Here is a 23,072-nt window from a genome sequence, read left to right as displayed (position 1 = left end):
CTGCCTTTCGTTGTTGTCACCCGGGCCGTACTGTCAGCGGCCGCCCAGGAGCTGGTGGGCCTGGGCCACGTCCAGCCGCATTTGTTCCACCAGTGCCTCAGGGCCACGGTAGGCCACCATGCCGCGAAGCCGCTCCACGAATTCAACGATCACTGTCTGGCCGTACAGATCGAAGTCCTCCACGGCTTCCTTGGGCCTGTCGATGACGTGCGCCTCGACCTGGCGGCTGACGCCGTCGAACGTGGGGTTGGACCCCACGGAGATGGCCGCGGGCCAGCGCTTGCCGGCCTGGTCCACCAGCCATCCGGCGTAAATGCCGTCGGCGGGAATCAGTCCTGTGGCGTTGGAGGCAAGGTTCGCCGTGGGGAACCCCAGCGCCCTGCCGCGGGCGGCGCCGTGGACCACTTCGCCGCGCATCCGGTGCGGCCGGCCCAGGACCGAGGCAGCGGTGGTGACGTCTCCGGCCTGCAGCGCTTCGCGCACCCAGGTGGAGGAACAGCGGCGGTCCGTGCCGTCGTCGTCATGCAGCGGGTAGCCTTCGGCCCCGAATTCGCTGATCACCTGAACTTCGAAGCCAAATTTTTCGCCGAGCGCCTTCATGGTGTCCAGGTCGCCGGAGTTGCCGCGGCCGAACCGGGCATCATGGCCGATGACCACGTGGCTGGCGTGCAGGCAGTCCACCAGGTACTGCTCCACGAACTCTTCGGCCGTGAGGCTGGCGAGGTCCAGGGAGTACTTGACCACCAGGATCGCGTCCAGGCCCAGCTCGCCCAGCGCCTCCAGCTTGTCATCCAGGCCCATGATGAGCTCCGGTGCAGCCTCCGGCCGGTGGATCACCGCGGGGTGGGGGTCGAACGTGACGGCCACTGCCTTGGCATGGGAGAGGCGGGCCGACCGGATCAGCTGGGACAGCACCTGCTGGTGGCCTCGGTGAACGCCGTCGAAGTTGCCGAAAGTGACAACAGATGGGCCGAAGTCCGCCGGGACATCGGACGGATCGTTCCAGATGTAAACCATCACCCTCGCCTTAAGCTGCCTGAAAGCATCAACGTTCCGGGACCCTTCCGGCCGCGGAACTCTTCAAGATTACCCGGATTCACTGTGCAGCTTTGCCCGTCACTGCGCAGTCTTCGCCTGTGAGGGCCGGCGCCGGTAAAGCCACACCAGCCCCAGGATGGGCAGCAGCAGCGGGATGAAACCGTAGCCGCGGCCAAACAGCGACCAGACGGTCTCATGCGGGAACTGCACGGAGTCCAGGATGCTCAGGGTCCCCACCACCAGGACGCCGGCAAGTTCCACCAGCACCGCCGCAACCGAAACCTTGAACCATGTGGTTCCGGCCTTGGCCAGTGACACGGTGGCCAGGATGTAGACCAGGGCGGCAAAGGCGGAGAGCAGGTAGGCCAGGGGTGCCTCGGAGAACTTGGTGAGGATCTGGTAGCCGGCGCGGGCGGTGGCCGAGATGGCGAACACCCCGTACACCGCGATCAGGAGGCGCCCGGGCCCGGTATTGCGGGTGTTGCGGACGGTTTCTCCGGTGGCGGGCTGGGCCTGCTGGTCTTTCATTTCTGCTGCTTCTTCCACTTCAGTACCAGATCTGGTTCATTCGGGCTGCCATCACCAGCGCCGTGACGCCGACGGCGGCCAGGACAAAGTTGCTCCACCGCGTGCGCTCCAGGATGGACCAGTAGATGGCGGCGGGTGGCAGGAGCATCGCGGTGGCCATGTAGCCCCAGAACTCCCAGGCTTCCCCTGCGATCGGTTCGCCGGCGATCACGCGGACGATCGACCCCACCAGGTAGACCACCAGGGCCACTTCGACGGCCACGACGGACAGGATGGTGACGTCGTTGGGTGCCTTCTTCAGGATCCCGGCGCCCAGGCACAGCAGGGTGGATACCAGGCCGACCACCAGGATGATCCAAAAGTACGCGTCCACGCCTATGCCTCCGCTGCGGAGGTTGTTGCCGCACCGTCGCCAGGTCCGGCCCCGGCGCCAGGCCCGGTGCCGGGGGCGAAGACCAGGACCGGTTTGGCGTAGCTTCCCGCGTCGGCGAGAAGGGCCACCAGGGTGCCGTCGGGAGCGAAGGCCGCGGCAGGGTGCTCCACCGTGGCGGCGCCGGGCGTCCCGGCTGCAGCACCGGCCGCGATCCGCCGGCCGAAGGAGATCTCTGCGGTTTCTTCGGCGGTGAGTTCTCGGTTGGGCATCAGCGCCCTGGCGGCGAGGGACATGTCCAGGACATTGAGCTCATCGGCGAGCTGTTCGAGGGTCCGCGCCTGGTCCAGCGAGTAGGGCCCCACCTGGGTCCGGCGGAGCGAGGTGAGGTGGCCGCCGACGCCGAGGGCGTTGCCCAGGTCCCGGGCGAGGGCGCGGATGTACGTGCCGGAGGAGCATTCCACCGTCACGTCCAGGTCCACCACGTCCGCTGCCGCGTCCCTGCGGATGCCATGCACGTCGAACCGGTGGATGGTCACGGGGCGCGCGGCGAGCTTGACGTCCTCGCCGGACCGCACGCGGGCGTAGGCGCGTTCGCCGTTGACCTTGATCGCGCTGACGCTGCTGGGCACCTGCTGGATGTCGCCCGTCAGCTCCGCGACGCCGTCGTGAATCTGCTGGTCGGTGATGCCGGCCGCGCTCGTGGTGGCCGTGACGTCGCCCTCCGCGTCGTCGGTCACCGTGGACTGGCCCAGGCGGATGGTGGCGGTGTAGGTCTTCGAAGTGCCCACGATGTAGGTCAGCAGCCGGGTGGCTTTGTTGATGCCCAGCACCAGGACACCGGTGGCCATGGGATCGAGGGTTCCTGCATGCCCCACTTTCCGGGTCCCTGCGAGGCGCCGCATCCGGCCAACCACATCATGGCTGGTCCATCCCTGCGGCTTGTCCACTATCACCAGTCCAGAAAGCACGCCTCCCAGTATATGGGCGCAGGTTGGGGCGCATGTGCAGGGTACCGGCCGGGAGCGGACGACGGCGGCAGCCCACCACGACGGCCACGTCACCGGGGCGGGCGGAGGCGGGGCAGGGGACGGCTAGGATGGCTGGCATGCCTGAGCTTGCCGCCCATGTCCGCGACGTGCCCGTCAACCAGATCCGCGAAATTACCGAGGCCGCCTGGCGCACTCCCGGCGCCGTGGTGCTCAGCATCGGGGAGCCGGGCTTCCCCCTCCCCCGCCACGTCCTGGACGCCGGCATCGCCTGCCTGGACCGCGATGAAACCAACTACACGCCCAACGCCGGGATCCCGGCCCTCCGGGAAGCGTTCGCCGCCAGGTTCCGGGAGGAACAGGGCGTGGACGTCGGCGCGGAGCGGATATACGTGGTGTCCGGCGCCCAGCAGGGCCTGCACTTCGCCATGAGCCTGCTGCTCTCCCCCGGCGACGAGATCCTGATCCCGAACCCGGGCTACCCCACCTTCGCCATGACCAGCCGGCTGCTGAACGCCGTTCCCGTCGGCTATCCCCTGCACCCGGACCACGGCTTCCAGCCCCGGGTCGCGGACGTGGAAGCCCTCATCACCAGCCGCACCCGGGTCCTGGTACTCAACTCCCCGTCCAACCCGCTGGGCGCCGTGCTCAGTGAAGACCTGGTCCGTGAGCTGGTGGAGCTGGCCCGCAGGCATGACATCTGGGTCATCTCGGACGAGTGCTACGAGGCGTTCACCTACGATGTCCCGCATGTCAGCCCGGCAAGGTTCGACGGCGGTACGGCGGAGGATGCGCGGGTGTTCACCTCATTGACGCTGTCCAAGACCTACGGCCTGACGGGCCTGCGGATCGGCGCGCTCATCTGCCCGCCGGGGCTGGAGCAGCAGATGGACAACGTCATGGAATCGATCGTCTCCTGCGTGGCGTCCGCCCCGCAGTACGCCGCGCTCGCAGCCCTCACCGGGCCGCAGGACTATGTGCGGCACGCGCACCAGCACTATCGGGACAACCGGGATGCGGCGTCCGCGGTCCTGGCGGCGAAGGGCATCCGCTACCTGCCGGCGCAGGGCGCGTTCTATCTGTGGGCGGACATGTCCCATGTGACCGGCGGCGATGTGCGGAGCTGGGTCCGGCAGTTCCTGGCCGACTCCGGGGTGGCGCTGGCTCCCGGAACTGCGTTTGGATCCATCGGCGAGGGGTGGGTCCGGATCGCGCTGTGCGGCCGGAAGCAGGATCTGTTGGAAGGACTGTCCCGGCTTCCTGCCGCCGGCCGGTAAAACCCGGGCCAGGCAGTATCAGCTGCGGGCGCCGGCCAACGCTTTGTCCAGCCAGGACCGGAGCGCCTCTGCCGGCGCGGCGCCTGCCTGGCGTGCCGCGACCTTGCCGTCCACGAGCACCATCAGGGTGGGGATGGCCTGCACGTCGAACCGCCGCGACAGGCCGGGCGACTTGTCCACGTCCACCTTCACCAGCTTGATCTTCCCCGGCCGTTCACGGGCCAGCTTGTCCAGGACGGGGCTGACCATGCGGCAGGGTCCGCACCAGGCCGCCCAAAAATCCACCAGCACCGGAACTGGGGACTGCTCCGCCACGGCAGCGAAGTCACCATCGCCCGCGGACACGATCCACGGCAGGTCTGCCTTGCAGTTGCCGCAACGGGGGTGGCCGGCAGCCTGTGCGGGCACGCGGTTGGTCTTCCCGCAGCTGGGGCAGCTGACGAGTGTGGGTTCCATGGCTAGTATTCCTTCCTGCTGTCAAAGGCGCGCCACGTCTGGAAGGGGAGGTCCGACGTCGGGATGTCACCCCTGGTCACCGGCATCAGCTCCGGCGCGGCGCCGTTGAAGTAGTCGTAGAAGAGCGCGTCATCAAAGCCTGCAGCCGCTGCCCCGTGCCGGTCGGCGGCGAAGTAGACGTGGCTGATCCTGGCCCACAGGGCCGATGCCAGGCACATGGGGCACGGCTCACAGCTTGCGTAGAGGACTGAGCCGGTGAGGTCGAAATTCACCGTCGCTGCCGCCGCGGCCCGGATGGCCACCACCTCGGCGTGGGCGGTGGGATCGTTGTCCCGGGTCACCCGGTTGACCCCGGCGTGGACGCGCCCGTCGAGGGTCACCACCACCGCTCCGAAGGGGCCGCCGCCCTCGCCGACGTTCCGCGTGGCCAGGTCCACGGCCTGCCCAAGGTATTGGCTCAACTCAGGGTCGATGGAAGGGCTGTTGCCTTGGTCCGCGGAGGTCATAGCACGATCCTAGCCACGGGCGCCCCGGAGGGGGATGGAAAGGGGGCCAAAAAGGGGAGATGCCCCCAACCACTACCAGCCGGTACGGGCCTACGCTTGCGCCCGGGGGATCCATTTTGCCTCCGCGGAGGCTCCACATCCAGCCCGCAAGGGCCCGCACCCCGGAGTACCCAATGAACAAAAGACTCGCACTCTTAGCCTGTACGGCGGCCTCGGCCGCTGCCATCGCGTCCGCAGGCCCTGCCGCCGCTTCCGCCAAGACACCGGATTACGATGTGGTTGCAGGAGGCTTCGTCTCGCCGCTGCATGTCACTGCCGGACCCGGAAAATCGGTCCTGGTGTCCCAGGATTTTGCCGGAAAGCTCACCCGGATCGACCGGGACGGGTCCACGGAGGACCTTTCCACGGACACTCCCCAGGGCTGGGAGGTGGCCGGGGCCGACACCCGCGGCAGCACGACGTACTTCCTTGAAAGCGTGGGCGCCGGCCAGGGCGACCCCGCAGGGCTGCACGGGTACCTGAAGTCCATTGACGCCCGGGGCGATGTTGAGACCATCGCCGACTTTGCCGATTACGAGCGGAGCCACAACCCCGACGGTGACCAGCACTACGGATTCGGCGACGACGTCAGCGCCCAGTGCCTCGCGGCGTGGCCGCAGTTCCCGCCCCCCAGCTATAAGGGCATCGTGGATTCCCATCCATATGCGCTGGCGGTGCGCGACAACACTGCCTATGTTGCGGATGCAGGCATGAACGCCGTGCTCAAGGTGAACCTGAAGAACGGTGACATCGACACTGTCGCCGTGCTGCCGCCGCGGCCGGCCGTGGTTCCGGCGGGCCTGCGGATTCCCACGGACATGATGGGAAACACGGTGGAGGTGCCCGCGTGTGTGGTAGGCCATGAGTATGCGTTTGAGCCGGTTCCCACGGATGTGGGGATCGGACCTGACGGGATGCTGTATGTGACGTCCCTGCCGGGCGGCCCGGAAGGACCTGAACTCGGGGCCCGCGGTGCCATTTTCAGGATCAATCCGTGGAACGGCGACACCGACCTCTGGGCAGAGGACATCCTCAGCCCCACGGGCCTGGCGGTAGCAGGCAACGGTGATGTCTATGTTGCATCGCTGTTCGGCGGCGAGATCCTGAAGTTCACCTGTGACGGGGACCGCTCCCAGTTCCTGGCGGTGAACATGCCCGCCGATGTCGACATCAGCGGCCATACGCTCTACGCCACCATCGACGCCCTGGGTGACCCGTCGCAGCCGCCTGCGGGCAAGGTCATCAAGGCCGACCTCCGGTAGCGGCAGCCTGCCGCGCCGGCAGGGCGCGGGGGGATTAAATGCCTCAGGGCCCGGGATACGTTCCCGGGCCCTGGTGTGCGTCTTTACTTGTGGCCGTCCTCGTCGAGGTCCTCGTCGTCGGTGAGGTCCAGGTCCTCTTCGTCGAAGTCGTCCTCGTCGATGTCCACGTCGGCGGACGCATCGGACTTGTAGGGGTCGGCGTCGCCTGCGTGCCGCGCGTTGGCGGCAAGGGCGGCCACCTCGGCGTCGCGCCTCTTGGCCTCGCGGAGCAGTTCTTCGAGGTTGGACGCGACCACCGGAATCTGGTCAGCCACAAACTCAAGGGTGGGGGTCAGGCGGACGGTGATGTTCCGGCCCACCTCCTGCCGGAGCACGCCCTTGGCCTTCTCAAGCCCCTTGGCAGCGTCGGCCTGGACAGCCTGGTCGCCAAAGACGGTGTAGTAAACAGTGGCGTGCTGCAGATCATTGGTCACGCGGGCATCAGTAACAGTAATGCCCTCCAGCCGGGGATCCTTGACCTTCCGGCCCAGAGCCTCAGCAACAACAACCTTAATCCGCTGCGCCAACTTGGCAGCACGTGCCGGATCAGCCATGAACAACTCCTATAAGAAGAAAAAATTAGGGACGTACGACGGCGGCACGGGGGCCGCGATCGGACGTTTCAGTTATCTGCCACGCACCTGGGGCCGGCTGCCCCGCGCTGTGGCGAGTGCACGACGGACCTGCGTTGGATTTTTCCGGCGGCCAGGGAGTGGCATCGGGCCTGCCGGAGCTGGGTGGCCGACGTCGTAAGACGTAGGCCACCCAGCGAAGGGGCGGGGCCGCCGGAAGAATCCAACGGCCCCGCACCTTTGCACTGCTGAGTCGCCCGCAGGCAGAACCAGACTAGACGCGCGGCTTCTCGCGCATCTCGAAGGTCTCGATGATGTCGCCTTCGGTGATGTCGTTGTACGACCCAAGACCGATACCACATTCGAAGTCCGTGCGGACCTCGGTGGCGTCGTCCTTGAAGCGCTTGAGCGTCTCGATGGTGAGGTTGTCGCCGATGATCTTGCCGTCGCGGCTGACGCGCGCCTTGGTGTTGCGGCGGATGATGCCCGAGCGGACGATCGAGCCGGCGATGTTTCCGAACTTGGAGGAGCGGAAGACTTCGCGGACCTCGGCGGTGCCGAGCTGGAATTCTTCGTATTCCGGCTTGAGCATGCCCTTGAGCGCTGCTTCGATGTCATCGATTGCTGCGTAGATGACGGAGTAGAAGCGCATGTCGACGCCTTCGCGGTCTGCCAGTTCGGCAACCCGCTCGGCGGGCTTGACGTTGAAGCCGATGATGACGGCGGAGTCGACCGTTGCCAGGTTGACGTCGTTCTGCGTGATGGCACCCACACCGCGGTGGATGACGCGCAGCTGCACGCCTTCGCCGACGTCGATCTTGAGCAGCGCGTCTTCGAGGGCTTCCACGGCACCGGACACGTCACCCTTGAGGATGAGGTTGAGGGTGTCGATCTTGCCTTCGGCGACGGCCTGGTCGAAGTCTTCCAGGCTGATGCGCTTGCGGCGCTTGGCCAGGGCGGCGTTGCGGTCGGCTGCTTCACGCTTCTCGGCGATCTGGCGGGCGGTGCGCTCGTCAGCGGTCACGAAGAAGGTGTCGCCGGCGCGCGGCACGTTGGACAGACCCAGCACCTGGACGGGGCGGGACGGGCCGGCCTCGGTCAGGGCGCTGCCGTCGTCGTCGAACATCGCACGGACGCGGCCGTGGGCCGTGCCTGCCACGATGGTGTCGCCGACGCGCAGGGTACCGGACTGGACCAGGACGGTGGCAACAGCACCGCGGCCCTTGTCCAGGTTGGCTTCGATCGCGATGCCGCGGGCGTCCTTGTTCGGGTTGGCGCGCATGTCCAGGGCAGCGTCCGCGGTGAGCAGGACGGCCTCGAGCAGCTCGTCGATGTTGAGGTTCTGGCGGGCAGAGACCTCGACGAACATGGTGTCGCCACCGTATTCCTCGGGAACCAGGCCGTACTCGGTCAGCTGGCCGCGGACCTTGTCCGGGTTGGCGCCTTCCTTGTCGATCTTGTTCACGGCCACGACGATCGGCACATTGGCCGCCTGGGCGTGGTTGAGGGCCTCAACGGTCTGCGGCATGACGCCGTCATCCGCTGCGACCACCAGGATGGCGATGTCGGTGACCTTGGCACCACGGGCACGCATGGCGGTGAACGCCTCGTGGCCCGGGGTATCGATGAAGGTGATCTTGCGGTCGGTGCCTTCATGGTTGTGCGTGACCTGGTAGGCACCGATGTGCTGGGTGATGCCGCCGTGTTCGCCGGCCATGACGTCGGACTTGCGGATGGCATCGAGCAGTCGGGTCTTACCGTGGTCGACGTGGCCCATGACGGTGACTACTGGAGGACGTGCCTCAAGGTCTTCGTCGCCTTCGGCTTCGAGCTCAGCGTCGAAGTCGATGTCGAAGCCGGAGAGCAGCTCGCGCTCCTCGTCCTCCGGCGAGACAACCTGGAGCTTGTAGCCCAGTTCCTCGCCGAGCAGGGCGAAGGTCTCTTCGTCCAGCGACTGGGTGGCCGTGGCCATTTCACCGAGGTGGAACAGCACGGTGACCAGTGCGGCGGGGTTTGCCTCGATCTTGTCGGCGAAGTCCGTGATGGACGAGCCGCGGCGAAGCCGGATGACAGTGTTGCCGTCGCCGCGGGGTACGCTCACGCCACCCAGCGACGGGGCACTCATCTGCTCAAGTTCCTGGCGCTTGGCGCGCTTGGACTTGCGCTGCTTGCCACGGCCTGCGCCGCCCTTGCCGAAGGCACCCTGGGTACCGCCGCGGCCGCGGCCGCCCTTGCCGAAACCGCCGCCGGCGGGAGCACCGCCACCGCCACCGGGACCACCGGTGCCGGGAGCGCCACCGGGGCGTCCGGGACCGCGGCCGCCGCCGGGACGGCCTGCACCTGCGGGTGCGGGACGCTCAGTGCGGTTGGGCATCATGCCGGGCGTGGGACGGGGACCACCGGGACGCGGTGCACCCGGACGGGGTCCGCCTGCACCTGCGGCGGGGCGGGGCCCACCGGCACCGGCTGCGGGACGCGGCCCACCGGGACGCGGTCCGCCTGCACCTGCTGCGGGGCGCGGGCCACCTGGACGGTCGCCGTCGGTGCGGCTGCCGCCGGGACGGGGCATGCCCTGCGAGGTGGCAAACGGGTTGTTGCCGGGGCGCGGGGCGCGCTCACCGTCTCCGCCGCGGCCCCGGGGCATGCCCTGGGAAGTGGCGAAGGGGTTGTTGCCCGGACGGGGTCCGCCGGGACGGGGGCCGGAGGCACCCGGTGTGGATCCACCCGGACGGGCGGAGGGAGCCGGGGTCTCGGCCTTGGGGGCCGGGCGGGCACCGGGCTTGGCACCCGTGGAAGGAGCACCCGCAGACGGTGCTGCGGGGGCGGCAGGCGCGGCGGGAGCCGGCGCTGCCGGTGCAGCTTCCTTGGCATCGGGCTCGGCGGGGGCGGCCGGAGCCGGGGCCTCAGCCTTGGGGGCCGGAGCCTTGGGCGCAGCCGGGCCGGGAGCCGGGGCTGAAGGACGGTTGCCTGCTGCGGGAGCGGGCGCCTTGGGGGCAGCGGCGGGCGCTGCGGCCGGAGCCGCCGACTTTGCGGCAGCGTCGGGGAAGGCGTTGCGCAGTTTACGCACAACGGGGGCCTCGATAGTTGACGAGGCGGAGCGAACGAATTCGCCCAGTTCCTGCAGTTTTGTCACTGCATCTTTGGAAGTTATACCGAGCTCTTTGGCGAGCTCATGTACGCGGACCTTGGCCACATTTCTCCTGTCTCGGTCCGCACCGAGCCAGGCACGAACCGTCTACTTCTTACTGCGGACCCCAGCCGCTGTTGATGCGAAGGGGCCCATTGCAGAGCGCAACAAAGTTGTCATCGTTACGCACTCATCGCTGGGAACTCATCGGGTTTCCATCAGATTTCTGACCCGCTTTCAGGTTGGACGGTTGGTGTTGCAGCCACCGGGGCGGCGTCAACGTTCGGGCCTGACGTGATCCGGTGTTCGACAGCGGCGGTCCCGGTTGCGCCCTGAAGGGCACGCCCGAATGCTCGCCGCTTGATCGCCAGAGCCAGGCACGATGCGCTGGGGTGCAGCCATGCACCCCGGCCAGCCATCCGGCGTCGTTCATCCACCAGGACAGCGGTTGACCCGCTGCCTTCGGCGACGAGCCGGAGCAACTGCGACCGCGGACCCTTCTTCCGGCAGCCGATGCAGGTACGTTGGGGCTGATTCCCGGTGGAAAGCATTTCTGCCACGGTCATCGTCCTGACGTTCTTTCTGCTGGCCGCAGGTTTTACCGTTTCCGCAGTCACGGAAACGAGCACGCCCAAGGCACACGGCTACCGGCCGTTAGGCGCGGTCTTATCTATTCTAGCCCCTCCGGGCCGTTCTGCCCGAAACCGGGTGGCTGTTGCGGTGCAGCAGCCACCCTGCCCGGACCTCACTTATCGCGGTTGCCCGCGGCGTCGGAGACGATGTCGATGCGCCACCCGGTCAGCTTGGCCGCCAGGCGGGCGTTCTGGCCTTCCTTGCCGATGGCCAGGGACAGCTGGTAGTCCGGGACCACCACCCGGGCGGAGCGTGTGGCCTCGTCCGTGATGGTGACCGAATTCACGCGCGACGGCGACAGGGCACTGGCAATGAACGTGGCCGGGTTCTCGCTGAAATCGACGATGTCGATCTTTTCGTCGTTCAGCTCGGTCATGACGGCCCGGACGCGGGAGCCCATTTCACCGATGCAGGCACCCTTGGCGTTGATACCCGGGGTGTTCGCCTTGACGGCGATCTTGGTGCGGTGCCCGGCTTCGCGGGCCAGCGCCACGATTTCCACGGAGTGGTCGGCGATCTCCGGCACTTCGAGTTCGAAGAGCTTCCGGACCAGGCCCGGGTGTGACCGGGACAGCGTGACGGACGGTCCCTTGGTGCCGCGGTGCACATCGATGACCAGGGCGCGCAGCCGGTTGCCGTGGATGTACTTTTCACCGGGAACCTGCTCGGGCGGCGGCAGGAGAGCCTCGATTGACCCCAGGTTGACCTGGATCATGTGCGGGTTGTTGCCCTGCTGGATGGTGCCGGACACCAGTTCGCCTTCGCGGCCCTTGAATTCGCCCAGGACGTTGTCGTCCTCAACGTCGCGGAGCCGCTGCAGGATGATCTGCCGTGCGGTGCTGGCAGCGATGCGGCCGAACCCCTCCGGGGTGTGCTCGAATTCACCGATGGGCGCGCCGTCGTCGTCAATCTCGACAGCCCAGATGGTGACGTGGCCGCTCTTGCGGTCCAGTTCGGCGCGGGCTTTTTCGAAGGCGCCGGGTGACTTGTGGTAGGCCACCAGGAGCGCCTGCTCGATGGTGGGGATCAGGAGGTCCAGCGGGATTTCACGCTCACGCTCCAAAAGTCTCAGTGCGCTCATGTCAATATCCATCAGGCCTCCTCGGAAGGTCCATTGTGTTCAGGTTCCAGACCGTCCTCCGGGAGGTGGCTGAATTCGATCTCGACTTTTCCGTTGCGGATCCTGTCGAAAGGAAGTTTTACCGGGTCACCCTGCCGGGGCTTCATGCCCTTCTTGACGGGCACCTCGGGGATAACCGTCACTCCCCCACTGTCCACGGCGTGGATGCGGCCGGTGACGTTTTCGCCCTGGATGACGTTGACCTTGACCATCCGGCCGCGGGCGCGGTGCCAGTGCCGGGGTTCGGTCAGGGGACGCCCGACGCCGGGTGAGGACACCTCGAGGTCGTAGGGCCGCCCGTCGTCGTTGGGGTCGTTGTCCAGCACGTCAGAGAGCACCCGGGAGATGTCCGCGATGACGTCAAGGCTGACTCCGCCGGTCTCCTCCTGCGGCAGGTCCACCACAACGTGGACCACCCGGTGGGAGCCGGGGATGATGGCAACATCCTCGAGGTACAGGCGGTTGGCCTGGACCGCGGGTTCCAGGAGGGCCCGGAGCCTGGCAGCTTCGGGATTGTGGGCCGGCGCGGATCCGCTTCCCGTACCGGTATGGTCTGGTGAAGCCGTGGCTTCTGCATTGCTCACGATGCCGGCCGCCCTCCCTATAGATGATGTGGTGTTTACTAGCGTAGCTATTTTACCGGTCCAGTGGTGCACCGGGGTGCCCCCTCAGCGTGACACCATGGTCTGTTGTGAAAGACCGCCGCCAGGACACCGCCCCCCGCATGCGCCCGATCCGATTTGCCGTCTTCGCGCTTGCTGCCTTGGTTGTCCTGAGCCTCGGTTTCGCCCTGATTCCCGCGGAAAAACCTGCCCCTGCCGAGCCTCCGTTTTCTGAGCGCGCCCGGGCGGCAGCGTTCAGTGCGGCCCTCGATCTGCGGGCCGCCGGAATGGAGCTCGCTTCCGCGGGCGCCGCGGATTCCACCGCTGTGGACCCTGTTGTGACCTTGCTGACCATTCAGGCCAGGGCGTTGATGTCCCCGGGCGCCGCCTCCGTGACCGGTGCCCCGACCGTGCCTGCGGCCGGCCCGCCCCAGGCATCGCCGCAGGCAGGTGCATCACCAGCGTCCGTCGCCGGTCCACGAAACACCGCGGAGCTGGTCCAGGCCCTGGCCACCAGCGGGACCATCCGGCTCAGGGACGCTGAAACGGCCGACGGCGGCATGGCACGGCTTCTCGCGGGTGCCGGCACCGCGCAGCTCATCGCGGCCGGGCGTCTTGCCGCTGCCGCCGGGGTCCCCGCACCGCAGGGAACCCCAGGACCCGACGCCGAGGCGCCCGGGACAGCAGCAGCCGCTTCCCCGTGCCCCTCGCCTTCAGTCCAGGCCATGTTGTCCCCGGCCCCTTCAGGCACGCCGGCCTCAGCCCCGCCCGCCTCAGCCCCGTCCGCCAAGGACAGCGCGGCGCCAGGCACTGCCCCCGGCACGCGCCAGGCCCTGGCCGCGGCCGTTTCCGCCGAGCAGCGGGCCGTTTACGGCTACCAGGCGGCGCTCCCCCGCCTCGCTCCCGCCGAGGCCGGTCCGGCGTCGGAATTCCTGGGCGTGCACAAGGATCTGGCTGCGGCCGCGGCGGAACGGCTCCGGGCGGCCTGCGGCGGCCCCGTGCCGCAACAGCCCGGGTACGTCCTCGATCCGGGCTTCCTGGCTGCCCCGGCCGCCGGGCTGGGCAAACTTGAGGCGGCAACGCTGGCCTCGTATGGCGACGTTGTGGCCGTCTCGCAGGGCCAGGACCGGACATGGGCCCTGGCAGCCCTTCGCTCCGCCGCAGGCCGTGCCCTGCGCTGGGGAGCAGACCCCGGGCCTGTGCCGGGCCTGCTCCTGGACACCGGGCAACTGCCTGCCCTTCCCGCCGGGACCGGCCTGGCGCCGTCGCCCGCCGCATCCTGACCCCCGCTGAACGGACCGCCGTCCCGCCCTGGATCCGGTCCCGAAGGAAGGCCTTGTGGAGGGTGGCATTGGGCGGGCGGGGGTGGTTTGCTGAAGGGATGAACGCGGACGAACCGGCCGATGCCCCGGGGACCAATGCAGCCGGCCCGGACCTGAACCGCCACCTGGAGACTGAGCCGCACGGCGACGATACAGCGCACCGGCTGAACTGGCTGCGCGCCGGTGTCCTGGGCGCCAACGACGGCATCGTCTCCGTTGCCGCCATCGTCGTGGGCGTGGCCGGGGCCACCGCCGAGCTGGGCCCCATCCTCACGGCGGGCGTAGCCGGGGTGGTGGGCGGTGCGGTGTCCATGGCGCTGGGCGAATATGTTTCCGTCAGCAGCCAAAGCGACAGCCAGCGGGCGCTGATCGAGAAGGAGCGCCGCGAGCTGGCGGAGGACCCGGAAGCGGAACTGGCTGAGCTGACCGCCATCTACCAGGCCAAGGGCCTCACCCCGGAGACGGCGGCCAAGGTCGCCAGCGAGCTTACGGCCCATGATGTCCTGGCAGCGCACCTGTCCGCCGAGCTCAACATCGACGAAGCGGACATTGTCAGCCCCTGGCACGCGGCTTTCGCCTCGGCCATTGCCTTCACCATTGGCGCCATCCTGCCCATGCTGGCCATCCTGCTGCCACCGCCAGGGATCCGGGTCCCGCTGACGTTCATATCGGTGCTGGTGGCCCTGGCGTTGACAGGTGCACTCGGTGCCTGGATTGGCGGCGGCTCGAAAACCAGGGCAGCTGTCCGGGTGGTGGTGGGCGGCGCCCTGGCCCTCGCGGCAACGTTCGTGATCGGCAACCTGCTCGGCGCCTCCGGTGTTGTCTGATCCCGTAGTGCCCGGCGCCTTGTCATCGGGCGCCGTGCCGGCTGCCGTTCCCGTTCCCCCTGACCTTGCTTCCCGCTATGCCCGCAGCAGTGCGGGACGGGCCTGGCTGGGCAGTCTTCCGCGCCTGCTGGCCGAGCGCCTGGAACAGTGGCATCTGGAGGTTGACCTGGCGCCGGGCTGCTTCCCCTGGAGCGGCCACGGCGGCCTGGTCGTGCCGGTACGGCAGGATGACGGCTCGCCGGCAGCCCTCAAAATCGCTTTTCCCCACGATGAGGCCACGGTGGAGCGGCATGCGCTGGCGCTCTGGGACGGCCGCGGTGCCGTCCTCCTGCTGGCCTCGGACAGCGGATCCTGTGCCATGCTCCTGGAGCGCCTCGACGCCGGCCGGTCATTGGCGGACCTGCCGCTGGATGAGGCAGCGCAGGTGTGGGGCGGATTGGTGCGTCAGCTGGGACTCGTCCCGGACCACCGCCCGGAATGGCAGGAGTTCACCCACATAGCTGCCCGGGCCGAACAATGGAGCGATGACCTGCCCGCGGACTGGGAACAAATGGGACGGCCGTTTCCCCGGTGGCTGTTGGAAGCGGCGCTGGAGGTGTGCCAGACACGCGGCGCGGTGGGACGCCGGTCCGGCCGGGATCTCCTGGTCCACACGGACCTGCATTTCCTGAACATCCTGGCCCGGCCTGGAACAGCGGAGGCAGCCGCGGCCGGCTATGCGGCGATCGACCCCCAGCCCATGATCGGTGAGCCCGAGTTCGCGGTTGCGCCGCTGCTCTGGAACCGCCTGGGAGACCTGCCCGCGGCCCGGCCCGCTCCAGCGCTCCTCGGCCGCTGCCACGATTTCAGCACCGCCGCCGGGCTGGACCCGGACGCGGCCAGGGAATGGGGCATCGCCAGGGAGGTGGAAAACGCGCTGTGGTATGCCGGGAAGGGCCATAGGGGTGACCTGGCGCGGTCGCTTTGGGTAGCCAGCACCCTCGCCGGAAACACCCTGGAGGGCCTGCCGCATCCCCATTCGCTGCCGGAACCTGGGCAGGGCGGATAGGGTCCCGCCCTGCTGCCGGAAGGCGGGCACTGGTGCTGGATGGTCAGGGGTTCCGGACGGCGGCGAGGGCGTTCCGGACGGCTCCCACGGCCGTGGCTACGTCTTCCCCGGCCGTCTGCCAGTTGCTCACCGAAACCCGGAGGATGTCGCGGTCGCGCCACCGGGAACCGGACATCCAGACCTTTCCCTCCTCGATGATGCGGGCGGTGACCTTGCGGGTGGTCTCGTCGTCTCCGAAGGCAAGGGACACCTGGGTGTAGCCGACGTCGTTGACCACCTCGACGCCGTCGAGCCCTGCCATCCCCTCCGCAATGGCTGTGGCGGCTGCAGCCATGCCTCCCACCTGCGCGGCCACCCCCTCGCGGCCCAGGCTTTTCAGGGCCGCCCAGACCGGCACTCCCCGTGCGCGCCGGGACAGCTCCGGGACCTTTTCGAAAGGGTCGCCCGGGCCTTCGGCGTCATGCACCAGGTAGCTCGCATGCAGCCCCATCGCAGCCCTCAATGCCGACGGGTCCCGGACGATGGCGATGCCGCAGTCGTACGGTACGTTCAGGGTCTTGTGGGCATCCGTGCCCCACGAATCCGCCTCTTCAAACCCCTGGGTAAGGTGCCGCAGTTCCGGCACCGCGGCGGCCCACAGGCCGAAGGCACCATCGATGTGCACCCATGCGCCATGTTTGCGTGCGACGGCGATGGCCTCGGCAAAGGGATCAAAGGCACCCGAGTGCAGGTTGCCGGCCTGGAGGCACACCAAAGCGGGTCCGGAGCCGTCGGCAAGGGCCACGTCGAGCGCTGCAGGGACAAGGCGGCCCTGGCCGTCGGCGTCGACCTCCCTTGGCTTGCCAAGGCCCAGGTAGCGCAGGCCAAGGTCCACGGTGTCGTGCCGTTCCCGTCCCACGAAGCAGCGGATCCGGGGTGCACCGGACAGGCCGTCCCGGTCCAGGTCCCAGCTTGCGTCCGCGAGTAACCGCCACCGGGCAGCGGCCATGCCGGTGAAGTTTGCCATGGTGGCGCCGTTGACGAAGCCGACGTCGGCCTCCTGCGGCAGCCCCAGCAGCTCCAGCACCCATTGACCGGCGGCTTCCTCGATGGCTGCCGTCGCCGGGGTCGCGTAGCGGAGACCGGCGTTCTGGTCCCAGGCGCTCACCAGCCAGTCTGAGGCCAGGGCAGCGGGCAGGGTGCCGCCGATGACCCAGCCGAAGAACCGGCCCGAGGGCATGGCCATAAGCCCGGGCTCGGCCTGCGTGGCCAGGAAATCGATCACCTCAGCAGCGGGCATGCCTGCTGCGGGCAGCGGCCCGCCAAACACGCCGGCAAGATTAGAGGCAGGCACGCGGGGGCCTACAGGGCGGTCCCGGAGGCTGGCCAGCCAGGCCTGCGAATGCCCTGCTGCGGCTGCCAACGCCGCGGCATACCCGTCGTCGCCGTGTGCCATACCTGCATGCTACGCCGGGCACGCCCGGGTCACGAGAACCAGTTTCCGGGCCGGGGTCAGGCGAAGTTCTCCTGCCAGACGTCGTAGCCGAGCTTGACGATCAAGGCCCCGACAACCACCAGGAAGACCACCCGGACAAACTTGCTGCCCTGCTGCACGGCGGTCCGGGCGCCCAGATAGCCTCCGGCCATGTTCGCTGCCCCGAGCAGCAGGCCGATGCCCCACAGGATGGAGCCGTGCGGGAGGAAGAACAGCAGCGCCCCGGCGTTGGTGGCCATGTTCACGATCTTGGCCTTGGCGCTCGCTTCCAGGAACGCATACCCCATGGCGGACACCAGTGCGATGACCAGGAAGGACCCCGTCCCGGGGCCGATGAGTCCGTCATAGAACCCGATCACCGCACCGATGAGGCAGGCCACCACATAGTGCCGGTGGCCTTCGTGCCGCAGTGCCGTCAGCTCGCCGACGCTGGGTTTGAGGGCGGTGAAAAGCGCGACGGCGACCAGCGCCACCACGATGATGGGCTTGAAGACCCCGGCAGGCAGGGTGGCCGCCAGGCTCGCCCCGCCGAAGCTGCCCGCGAGGGCTATGACGGCCATGGGGACGGCCGTCCGAAGGTCCGGCCCGACCCTCCGGTAGTACGTGGCGGCGCTGGTGGCGGTCCCGAAGATGGAGCCCATCTTGTTGGTGGCCAGCGCCTGGACCGGCGCGATGCCGGGAACCAGCAGCAGTGCGGGAAGCTGGATAAGGCCCCCGCCGCCCACCACCGCGTCAACCCAGCCGGCTGCGAATCCAGCCACCACGATCAGGATGATGGTGGTGAGCTGGATCGATTCGAAGCCGGAGATCACTGGTTGCGGACGGCGTTGACCACGTAGTCGACGGCCTTGTCCACCTCGATGTTCTCGGCTTCACCGCTGCGGCGGTCCTTGATTTCCACCACACCGTCCACCAGCCCGCGGCCCACGGCGAGGATGGTGGGCACGCCCACCAGTTCCGCGTCGCCGAACTTCACGCCGGGCGAGACCTTGGGACGGTCGTCGTAGATGACCGACAGGCCTGCCGCTTCAAGGTCTGCCGAGAGTTTCTCCGCTGCCTGGAAGATCTCCTCGCCGCGGCCCACGGCCACCACATGCACGTCGGCAGGTGCCACGGTGCGGGGCCAGACCAGGCCGCGGTCATCGTGGTTGGCTTCGGCCAGGGCTGCCACGGCCCGGGTTACGCCGACGCCGTAGGAACCCATGGTGACCACTACCTGCTTGCCGTTCTGGTCCAGCACCTTGAGGTCCAGGGCTTCGGCGTACTTGCGGCCCAGCTGGAAGATGTGGCCCATTTCGATGCCGCGGGCGGTTTCCAGGGGGCCGGAGCCGTCCGGCGAAGGATCGCCGGCGCGGACTTCGGTGCACTCGATCACGCCGTCCCAGGAAAAGTCGCGGCCCGCGACCAAACCGAAGACGTGCTTGCCGGCCTCGTTGGCACCGGTGATCCAGGCGGTGCCGCTGACCACGCGCGGGTCCACCAGGTAGAGGAGCTTTGTGGCGCTCTCGGCGCCGAGGAGGGCCTGGTCCAGGGAAAGGCCCGGGCCCAGGTAGCCCTTGACGATCAGCGGCTGCTTCTTCAGGTCCTCATCGCCCGCCTGCTCAAGTCCGATCTCGCCCGCGATGGGCAGGAAGGCGCCGATGTTGGCTTCGACGCGCTTGAGGTCCACTGCGCGGTCGCCGGGAACGCCGATGACCACCAGCTGACGCTCACCGGTGGGCAGCGTGACGGCGAGGACCACGTTCTTGAGCGTGTCGGCGGCAGTCCAGGCGCCGCCGTCGGCCTCTGCCCGCGGGGCAATCTGGTTGGACGCGGCAACGAGGGTCTCGATGGTGGGCGTGTCCGGGGTGTCCAGGACTTCCGCGGCCGGAGCATTGGTGAAGTCGATCGGGTCGGGGACCACCGTGGTGACAGCCTCCACGTTGGCCGCGTAGCCGCCTGCGGAGCGGACGAAGGTGTCCTCGCCGATCTCGGTGGGGAACAGGAATTCCTCGCTCCTGGATCCGCCCATGGCGCCGGCAGTGGCCGCTACCGGCACAACTTCGAGTCCGAGGCGCTCGAAGATCTTCAGGTAGGCGGCGCGGTGCGCTGCGTAGCTGGCATCCAGGCCGGCGTCGTCGACGTCGAAGGAGTAGGAATCCTTCATGATGAACTCACGGCCGCGGAGGAGCCCTGCCCGGGGACGTGCCTCGTCGCGGTACTTGTTCTGGATCTGGTACAGGCTCAGCGGCAGGTCCTTGTAGGACGAGTACAGGTCCTTGACCAGGAGCGTGAACATTTCCTCGTGCGTGGGGGCCAGCAGGTAGTCGGCGCCCTTGCGGTCCTGCAGCCGGAACAGTCCCTCGCCGTATTCGGTCCAGCGGTTGGTGGCCTCATACGGTTCCCGGGGCAGCAGGGCCGGGAAGTGGACTTCCTGGGCTCCGATGGCCGTCATTTCCTCGCGGATGATTTCCTCGACCTTGCGCAGGACGCTGAGCCCCAGCGGCAGCCAAGTGTAGATGCCGGGGGCGGCGCGGCGGATATAGCCGGCGCGGACCAGGAGTTTGTGGCTGGCAACCTCGGCGTCGACGGGGTCTTCGCGCAGCGTGCGCAGGAAAAGCTGGGACAGTCGTAGGACCACGGGTGGTATCCGTTTCTGGGGAAGTGCTGGGTCAGCAGGGCCGGACAAATTCGTCTGGGTACTAATCTACCGGCACTCAACCGGCGGGACTTACTGGCGGTGGCGGGAGCACCAGGGACCACCCCCGGACACAGTAGAGCCACGCCCGGGAATACAAAGCCCCTGGCCCCCCAATAGGGCTGGTCATCGCATCCGGGCGTGGCTCAACGCCGTTATCGCCTGAGTACTGGTGAGGACTGGTGAGACCGCCCACCCCACTTCCAGCGCAGCTAGATCGAACTTATGTGATCGTGCACACGTTTGACAAGTGTTTTTATTTTGGGAATCCGCTTGCCCCGTGTTTGCCGCCGGTTGTTACTGCCTTTGCCTGTTGTTACTTCACCAGGGCGGCCGCGGAGTCAAGGAGCGCACCTGCCCGACGGACGGCGTCGGCCTCGCTTGCGCCGCCGGACGCAACCGAGGTGAGCACCACGCCCTGGCGGACCAGTTGCGCCGTGATGGTGGACTGGGTGCGGCCGTCCGGCAGGGCACTGTCCGTGCGGTAGGCGACCGCACCGGGCTGCGTGCCGGCGTCCACCGGCGTGATGGTGACCGAGACGTCCATTCCCGAGGCAGTCATGGTCATTGAAGAGCACTTCGCCAGCTGCTCCGATGGGTCGGCAACCTTGCTGAGGAAGCTTTGGTCCAGGCCGGCAACCAAAGACAGGGCAGTGACAGCGCCTGTGGACGCATCATTGCTCATGCCCACCGCCATGGCTGCTCCGTCGACCGAAGGCACGGTGCTTGCGGCAGCCAGCGCCTTGCACTCCTCCGGCTTGACGTCGATGGAGGCAAGCATCGACTTCGTCTGCTCCAGCGTGGTGTTGATATCGGCACTGGGCAGGACGGTCAGCCTCCGGTCGGCCGCGTCCCGCACCTGGCCCACTATGGCAGCCAGCTCTTCGGCCGTGTATGCTTTCGCCGTCGGGGTTGGCGTAGGAGTTGCCGTGGCGGTGGGCGCGGCGGCTGTGGTGCCGGAGCCCGCGGACGGTGCCGGTGAGGACTCTGCGGCCTGCGGCCCGGGACCCCCACACGCAGAAACTGCTACGGCCAAAAGGACTGACGCCCCGAAAGTTCCCAGCACCGATGTCTTCACTTTTCCCCCAATATTCTGCTTGGAACCGGCGACCGCCGGCTAGAAGAGAACTGTAGCGAAGGTGCCCACCTGGCGGAAGCCGACGCGTTCGTACGTGGATCTTGCCCTGGTGTTGAAGCCGTTGACATAAAGGCTGGTCACGGGTGCTATCTGCTGGGCCTTTTCCACGACTGCCGACATGTAGCCGGCACTCAACCCCTGGCCGCGGAAGACCGGGTTCATCCAGACCCCCTGGACCTGGGTGACATCGTCCGTGACCGCCCCCAGCTCGGCTTTAAAGACCACCTCCCCCGCGTCATTGAGGTGGACCATGGAATGACCCTGCCGGATGAGGCCCTCGACGCGGCGGCTGTAGAACTCCCTGCCGCCAAGGTAGGGCGAGTAGCCCACCTCCTCCTCGAACATGGCGGCGCAGGCCGGGAGGATGCGGTCGAAGTCGGCCAGGTTCCCCAGGGCCAGGCCGGGATCGGGCTGCACCAGGGGCGGTCCCTCAATGACCATCAGTGGCTGGTCCGCCCGGACCTCGTGGGCACGGTGGCCGAGCTCCGCCAGTTCGGCATGGAGCGCCAGCACCGCATCCGCCGGACCGAAGGCGGACGCATACCGGCGCCCGGAGCTGTTGGCGGCCTCGGCCACCAGGGGGGCCAGGGCGGGATCGAGCTGGACCGGAACCAGGTTGGCTCCGGCCCAGCACGCACCTGCAAGGATGCCGTCGTCGAAAACGCCGATGACCCCGGCACCGCCGCTGGTGGGTGCCGCCGTTCCCGTGGCACGAAGATGCGCCAGGATGAATACGTTGGTTACCGGGTCCTGCCCGGCGAGCGATGTCAGCGCGGGGGTGTCCTGGCCGTCGAGGGTACGGACAGAAAGACCCGCGGGGTCCGCCGCGTCCTTACGAGACGCTAACCACGGGGCTACCCTTGACAGCATCTTCGCCATCGGCCTCCCCCATCTCTTCCGCGATACGCATAGCCTCTTCGATCAGTGTCTCAACAATTGCGCTCTCGGGAACAGTCTTGATGACCTCGCCCTTCACGAAGATCTGGCCCTTGCCGTTGCCGGAGGCAACACCAAGATCAGCTTCGCGGGCCTCACCGGGGCCGTTGACGACGCAGCCCATGACTGCCACGCGCAGCGGGATCTCCATCCCTTCCAGCCCGGCGGTGACCTGTTCTGCGAGAGTGTACACGTCAACCTGGGCACGGCCGCAGGAAGGGCAGGACACAATTTCAAGCTTGCGAGGGCGCAGGTTCAGCGACTGGAGGATCTGGTTGCCCACCTTGATCTCCTCCACCGGCGGCGCGGAGAGGGACACCCGGATGGTGTCGCCGATGCCGCGAGAGAGGAGCGCCCCGAAGGCCGTGGCGGACTTGATGGTCCCCTGGAAGGCGGGGCCGGCTTCGGTGACGCCCAGGTGCAGGGGCCAGTCGCCTTTTTCCGCGAGCATCTCGTAGGCGGCCACCATGATCACGGGGTCGTTGTGCTTTACGGAGATCTTGAAGTCGTGGAAGCCGTGTTCCTCGAAGAGTGAGGCTTCCCACACCGCTGACTCAACCAGCGCTTCGGGGGTGGCCTTGCCGTACTTCTTGAGGATGCCCGGCTCCAGGGAGCCCGCGTTGACCCCGATGCGGATGGAGGTGCCGTGGTCCTTGGCGGCGGCGGCGATCTCCTTGACCTGGTCATCGAACTTGCGGATGTTTCCGGGGTTCACGCGCACTGCCGCACAGCCGGCCTCGATGGCTGCGAAGACGTACTTGGGCTGGAAGTGGATGTCCGCGATGACCGGGATCTGTGATTTCCGGGCGATGATGGGCAGCGCCTCGGCATCGTCGGCGGACGGGCAGGCCACGCGGACAATGTCGCAGCCGGACGCCGTGAGCTCGGCGATTTGCTGCAGGGTGGCGTTGATATCCGTGGTGGGCGTGGTGGTCATGGACTGCACGCTGATGGGGAAATCAGATCCGACGCCTACCGAGCCGACCTTGATTTGGCGCGTCTTGCGGCGGGGGGCAAGGACGGGCGGTGGTGCTGACGGCATTCCCAGGCTGACCGAGGTCACGTGGACTCCTTGAGTTGAAAGGGTAAAAA

General features: G+C 67.8%; 22 protein-coding genes. 5 read left to right on the top strand and 17 right to left on the bottom strand.

The annotated features are described in order from the left end of the window. Positions 1–33 precede the first annotated feature (33 nt). The 4 genes from MRBLMD1_RS15970 to truB all read right to left on the bottom strand — a co-directional run bounded on the left by MRBLMD1_RS15970 (position 34) and on the right by truB (position 2,907). Positions 34–1,017, bottom strand: a complete 984-nt coding sequence (locus tag MRBLMD1_RS15970; RefSeq protein ID WP_275180325.1) for a bifunctional riboflavin kinase/FAD synthetase — start codon at positions 1,015–1,017, stop codon at positions 34–36. A 99-nt stretch (positions 1,018–1,116) separates the two neighbouring features. Then, entirely contained in the window at positions 1,117–1,566 is a 450-nt protein-coding gene (locus tag MRBLMD1_RS15965) for a hypothetical protein (protein WP_159632351.1), read from the bottom strand. A 19-nt stretch (positions 1,567–1,585) separates the two neighbouring features. Then, the gene (locus tag MRBLMD1_RS15960) at positions 1,586–1,939 is read right to left on the bottom strand and encodes a hypothetical protein (protein WP_159632352.1); all 354 of its coding nucleotides are present in this window, start codon (positions 1,937–1,939) and stop codon (positions 1,586–1,588) included. A 2-nt stretch (positions 1,940–1,941) separates the two neighbouring features. Then, the gene (truB, locus tag MRBLMD1_RS15955) at positions 1,942–2,907 is read right to left on the bottom strand and encodes a tRNA pseudouridine(55) synthase TruB (RefSeq protein ID WP_364401318.1); all 966 of its coding nucleotides are present in this window, start codon (positions 2,905–2,907) and stop codon (positions 1,942–1,944) included. Positions 2,908–3,044: 137 nt separating this feature from the next. Between truB and MRBLMD1_RS15950 the strand changes: the two genes are divergently transcribed. Next, positions 3,045–4,202, top strand: coding sequence for a pyridoxal phosphate-dependent aminotransferase (locus tag MRBLMD1_RS15950; RefSeq protein WP_364401315.1), 1,158 nt, complete (start codon positions 3,045–3,047; stop codon positions 4,200–4,202). 18 nt (positions 4,203–4,220) lie between these two features. Here the strand turns inward: MRBLMD1_RS15950 and trxA are convergent, their stop codons facing one another. Together trxA and MRBLMD1_RS15940 are read right to left on the bottom strand one after the other, a co-directional pair. Continuing rightward, positions 4,221–4,658, bottom strand: coding sequence for a thioredoxin (gene trxA / locus MRBLMD1_RS15945; RefSeq protein WP_159632355.1), 438 nt, complete (start codon positions 4,656–4,658; stop codon positions 4,221–4,223). Between the two features lie 2 nt (positions 4,659–4,660). Further along, on the bottom strand, positions 4,661–5,164 hold the full coding sequence (locus MRBLMD1_RS15940) for a nucleoside deaminase (RefSeq protein WP_364401311.1): 504 nt from the start codon (positions 5,162–5,164) through the stop codon (positions 4,661–4,663). A gap of 173 nt (positions 5,165–5,337) precedes the next feature. Between MRBLMD1_RS15940 and MRBLMD1_RS15935 the strand changes: the two genes are divergently transcribed. Then, a complete protein-coding gene (locus tag MRBLMD1_RS15935) occupies positions 5,338–6,465 on the top strand; it encodes a ScyD/ScyE family protein (protein WP_364401308.1) in 1,128 nt (375 codons plus the stop codon). Between the two features lie 83 nt (positions 6,466–6,548). Here MRBLMD1_RS15935 and rbfA read toward each other — a convergent pair whose 3' ends face one another. The 5 genes from rbfA to rimP all read right to left on the bottom strand — a co-directional run bounded on the left by rbfA (position 6,549) and on the right by rimP (position 12,540). After that, positions 6,549–7,058, bottom strand: a complete 510-nt coding sequence (rbfA, locus tag MRBLMD1_RS15930; protein ID WP_159632358.1) for a 30S ribosome-binding factor RbfA — start codon at positions 7,056–7,058, stop codon at positions 6,549–6,551. 292 nt (positions 7,059–7,350) lie between these two features. Beyond that, the gene (gene infB / locus MRBLMD1_RS15925) at positions 7,351–10,269 is read right to left on the bottom strand and encodes a translation initiation factor IF-2 (protein ID WP_364401304.1); all 2,919 of its coding nucleotides are present in this window, start codon (positions 10,267–10,269) and stop codon (positions 7,351–7,353) included. Between the two features lie 152 nt (positions 10,270–10,421). After that, entirely contained in the window at positions 10,422–10,754 is a 333-nt protein-coding gene (locus MRBLMD1_RS15920; RefSeq protein WP_346347087.1) for a YlxR family protein, read from the bottom strand. A gap of 194 nt (positions 10,755–10,948) precedes the next feature. Then, on the bottom strand, positions 10,949–11,929 hold the full coding sequence (gene nusA, locus MRBLMD1_RS15915; protein ID WP_159632360.1) for a transcription termination factor NusA: 981 nt from the start codon (positions 11,927–11,929) through the stop codon (positions 10,949–10,951). Beyond that, positions 11,929–12,540, bottom strand: a complete 612-nt coding sequence (gene rimP / locus MRBLMD1_RS15910; protein ID WP_364401301.1) for a ribosome maturation factor RimP — start codon at positions 12,538–12,540, stop codon at positions 11,929–11,931. Before rimP ends, nusA begins: the two co-directional genes overlap by 1 nt. A gap of 140 nt (positions 12,541–12,680) precedes the next feature. Here rimP and MRBLMD1_RS15905 point away from each other — a divergent pair, with 140 nt between their 5' ends. From MRBLMD1_RS15905 to MRBLMD1_RS15895, 3 genes are all read left to right on the top strand, one after another. Further along, a complete protein-coding gene (locus MRBLMD1_RS15905) occupies positions 12,681–13,841 on the top strand; it encodes a DUF4439 domain-containing protein (protein ID WP_364401298.1) in 1,161 nt (386 codons plus the stop codon). Between the two features lie 98 nt (positions 13,842–13,939). After that, positions 13,940–14,707, top strand: a complete 768-nt coding sequence (locus tag MRBLMD1_RS15900; protein ID WP_159632363.1) for a VIT1/CCC1 transporter family protein — start codon at positions 13,940–13,942, stop codon at positions 14,705–14,707. Further along, positions 14,700–15,755, top strand: coding sequence for an aminoglycoside phosphotransferase family protein (locus MRBLMD1_RS15895; RefSeq protein WP_364401294.1), 1,056 nt, complete (start codon positions 14,700–14,702; stop codon positions 15,753–15,755). Before MRBLMD1_RS15900 ends, MRBLMD1_RS15895 begins: the two co-directional genes overlap by 8 nt. Before the next feature lie 43 nt (positions 15,756–15,798). On the opposite strand, the gene MRBLMD1_RS15890 is transcribed toward MRBLMD1_RS15895, so the two are convergent. From MRBLMD1_RS15890 to ispG, 6 genes are all read right to left on the bottom strand, one after another. Continuing rightward, the gene (locus tag MRBLMD1_RS15890; RefSeq protein ID WP_364401291.1) at positions 15,799–17,190 is read right to left on the bottom strand and encodes a pyridoxal phosphate-dependent decarboxylase family protein; all 1,392 of its coding nucleotides are present in this window, start codon (positions 17,188–17,190) and stop codon (positions 15,799–15,801) included. A gap of 56 nt (positions 17,191–17,246) precedes the next feature. Beyond that, the gene (locus MRBLMD1_RS15885; RefSeq protein WP_324644678.1) at positions 17,247–18,041 is read right to left on the bottom strand and encodes a sulfite exporter TauE/SafE family protein; all 795 of its coding nucleotides are present in this window, start codon (positions 18,039–18,041) and stop codon (positions 17,247–17,249) included. Beyond that, complete coding sequence (locus MRBLMD1_RS15880) at positions 18,038–19,849, bottom strand: proline--tRNA ligase (RefSeq protein WP_364401287.1); 1,812 nt, start codon at positions 19,847–19,849, stop codon at positions 18,038–18,040. The genes MRBLMD1_RS15885 and MRBLMD1_RS15880 overlap by 4 nt, the downstream gene beginning before the upstream one ends. A gap of 373 nt (positions 19,850–20,222) precedes the next feature. Continuing rightward, positions 20,223–20,984, bottom strand: a complete 762-nt coding sequence (locus tag MRBLMD1_RS15875) for a hypothetical protein (protein ID WP_364401284.1) — start codon at positions 20,982–20,984, stop codon at positions 20,223–20,225. Positions 20,985–21,023: 39 nt separating this feature from the next. Further along, positions 21,024–21,914: a GNAT family N-acetyltransferase gene (locus tag MRBLMD1_RS15870; protein WP_159635612.1), complete on the bottom strand. Its 891-nt coding sequence runs from the start codon at positions 21,912–21,914 to the stop codon at positions 21,024–21,026. Further along, positions 21,877–23,043, bottom strand: a complete 1,167-nt coding sequence (gene ispG, locus MRBLMD1_RS15865) for a flavodoxin-dependent (E)-4-hydroxy-3-methylbut-2-enyl-diphosphate synthase (protein WP_018771945.1) — start codon at positions 23,041–23,043, stop codon at positions 21,877–21,879. The genes MRBLMD1_RS15870 and ispG overlap by 38 nt, the downstream gene beginning before the upstream one ends. Positions 23,044–23,072 lie beyond the last annotated feature (29 nt).

The organism is Pseudarthrobacter sp. LMD1-1-1.1, from assembly GCF_040676255.1.
Lineage (GTDB): Bacteria > Actinomycetota > Actinomycetes > Actinomycetales > Micrococcaceae > Arthrobacter.
This window is presented reverse-complemented; position numbering and strand designations above follow the sequence as displayed.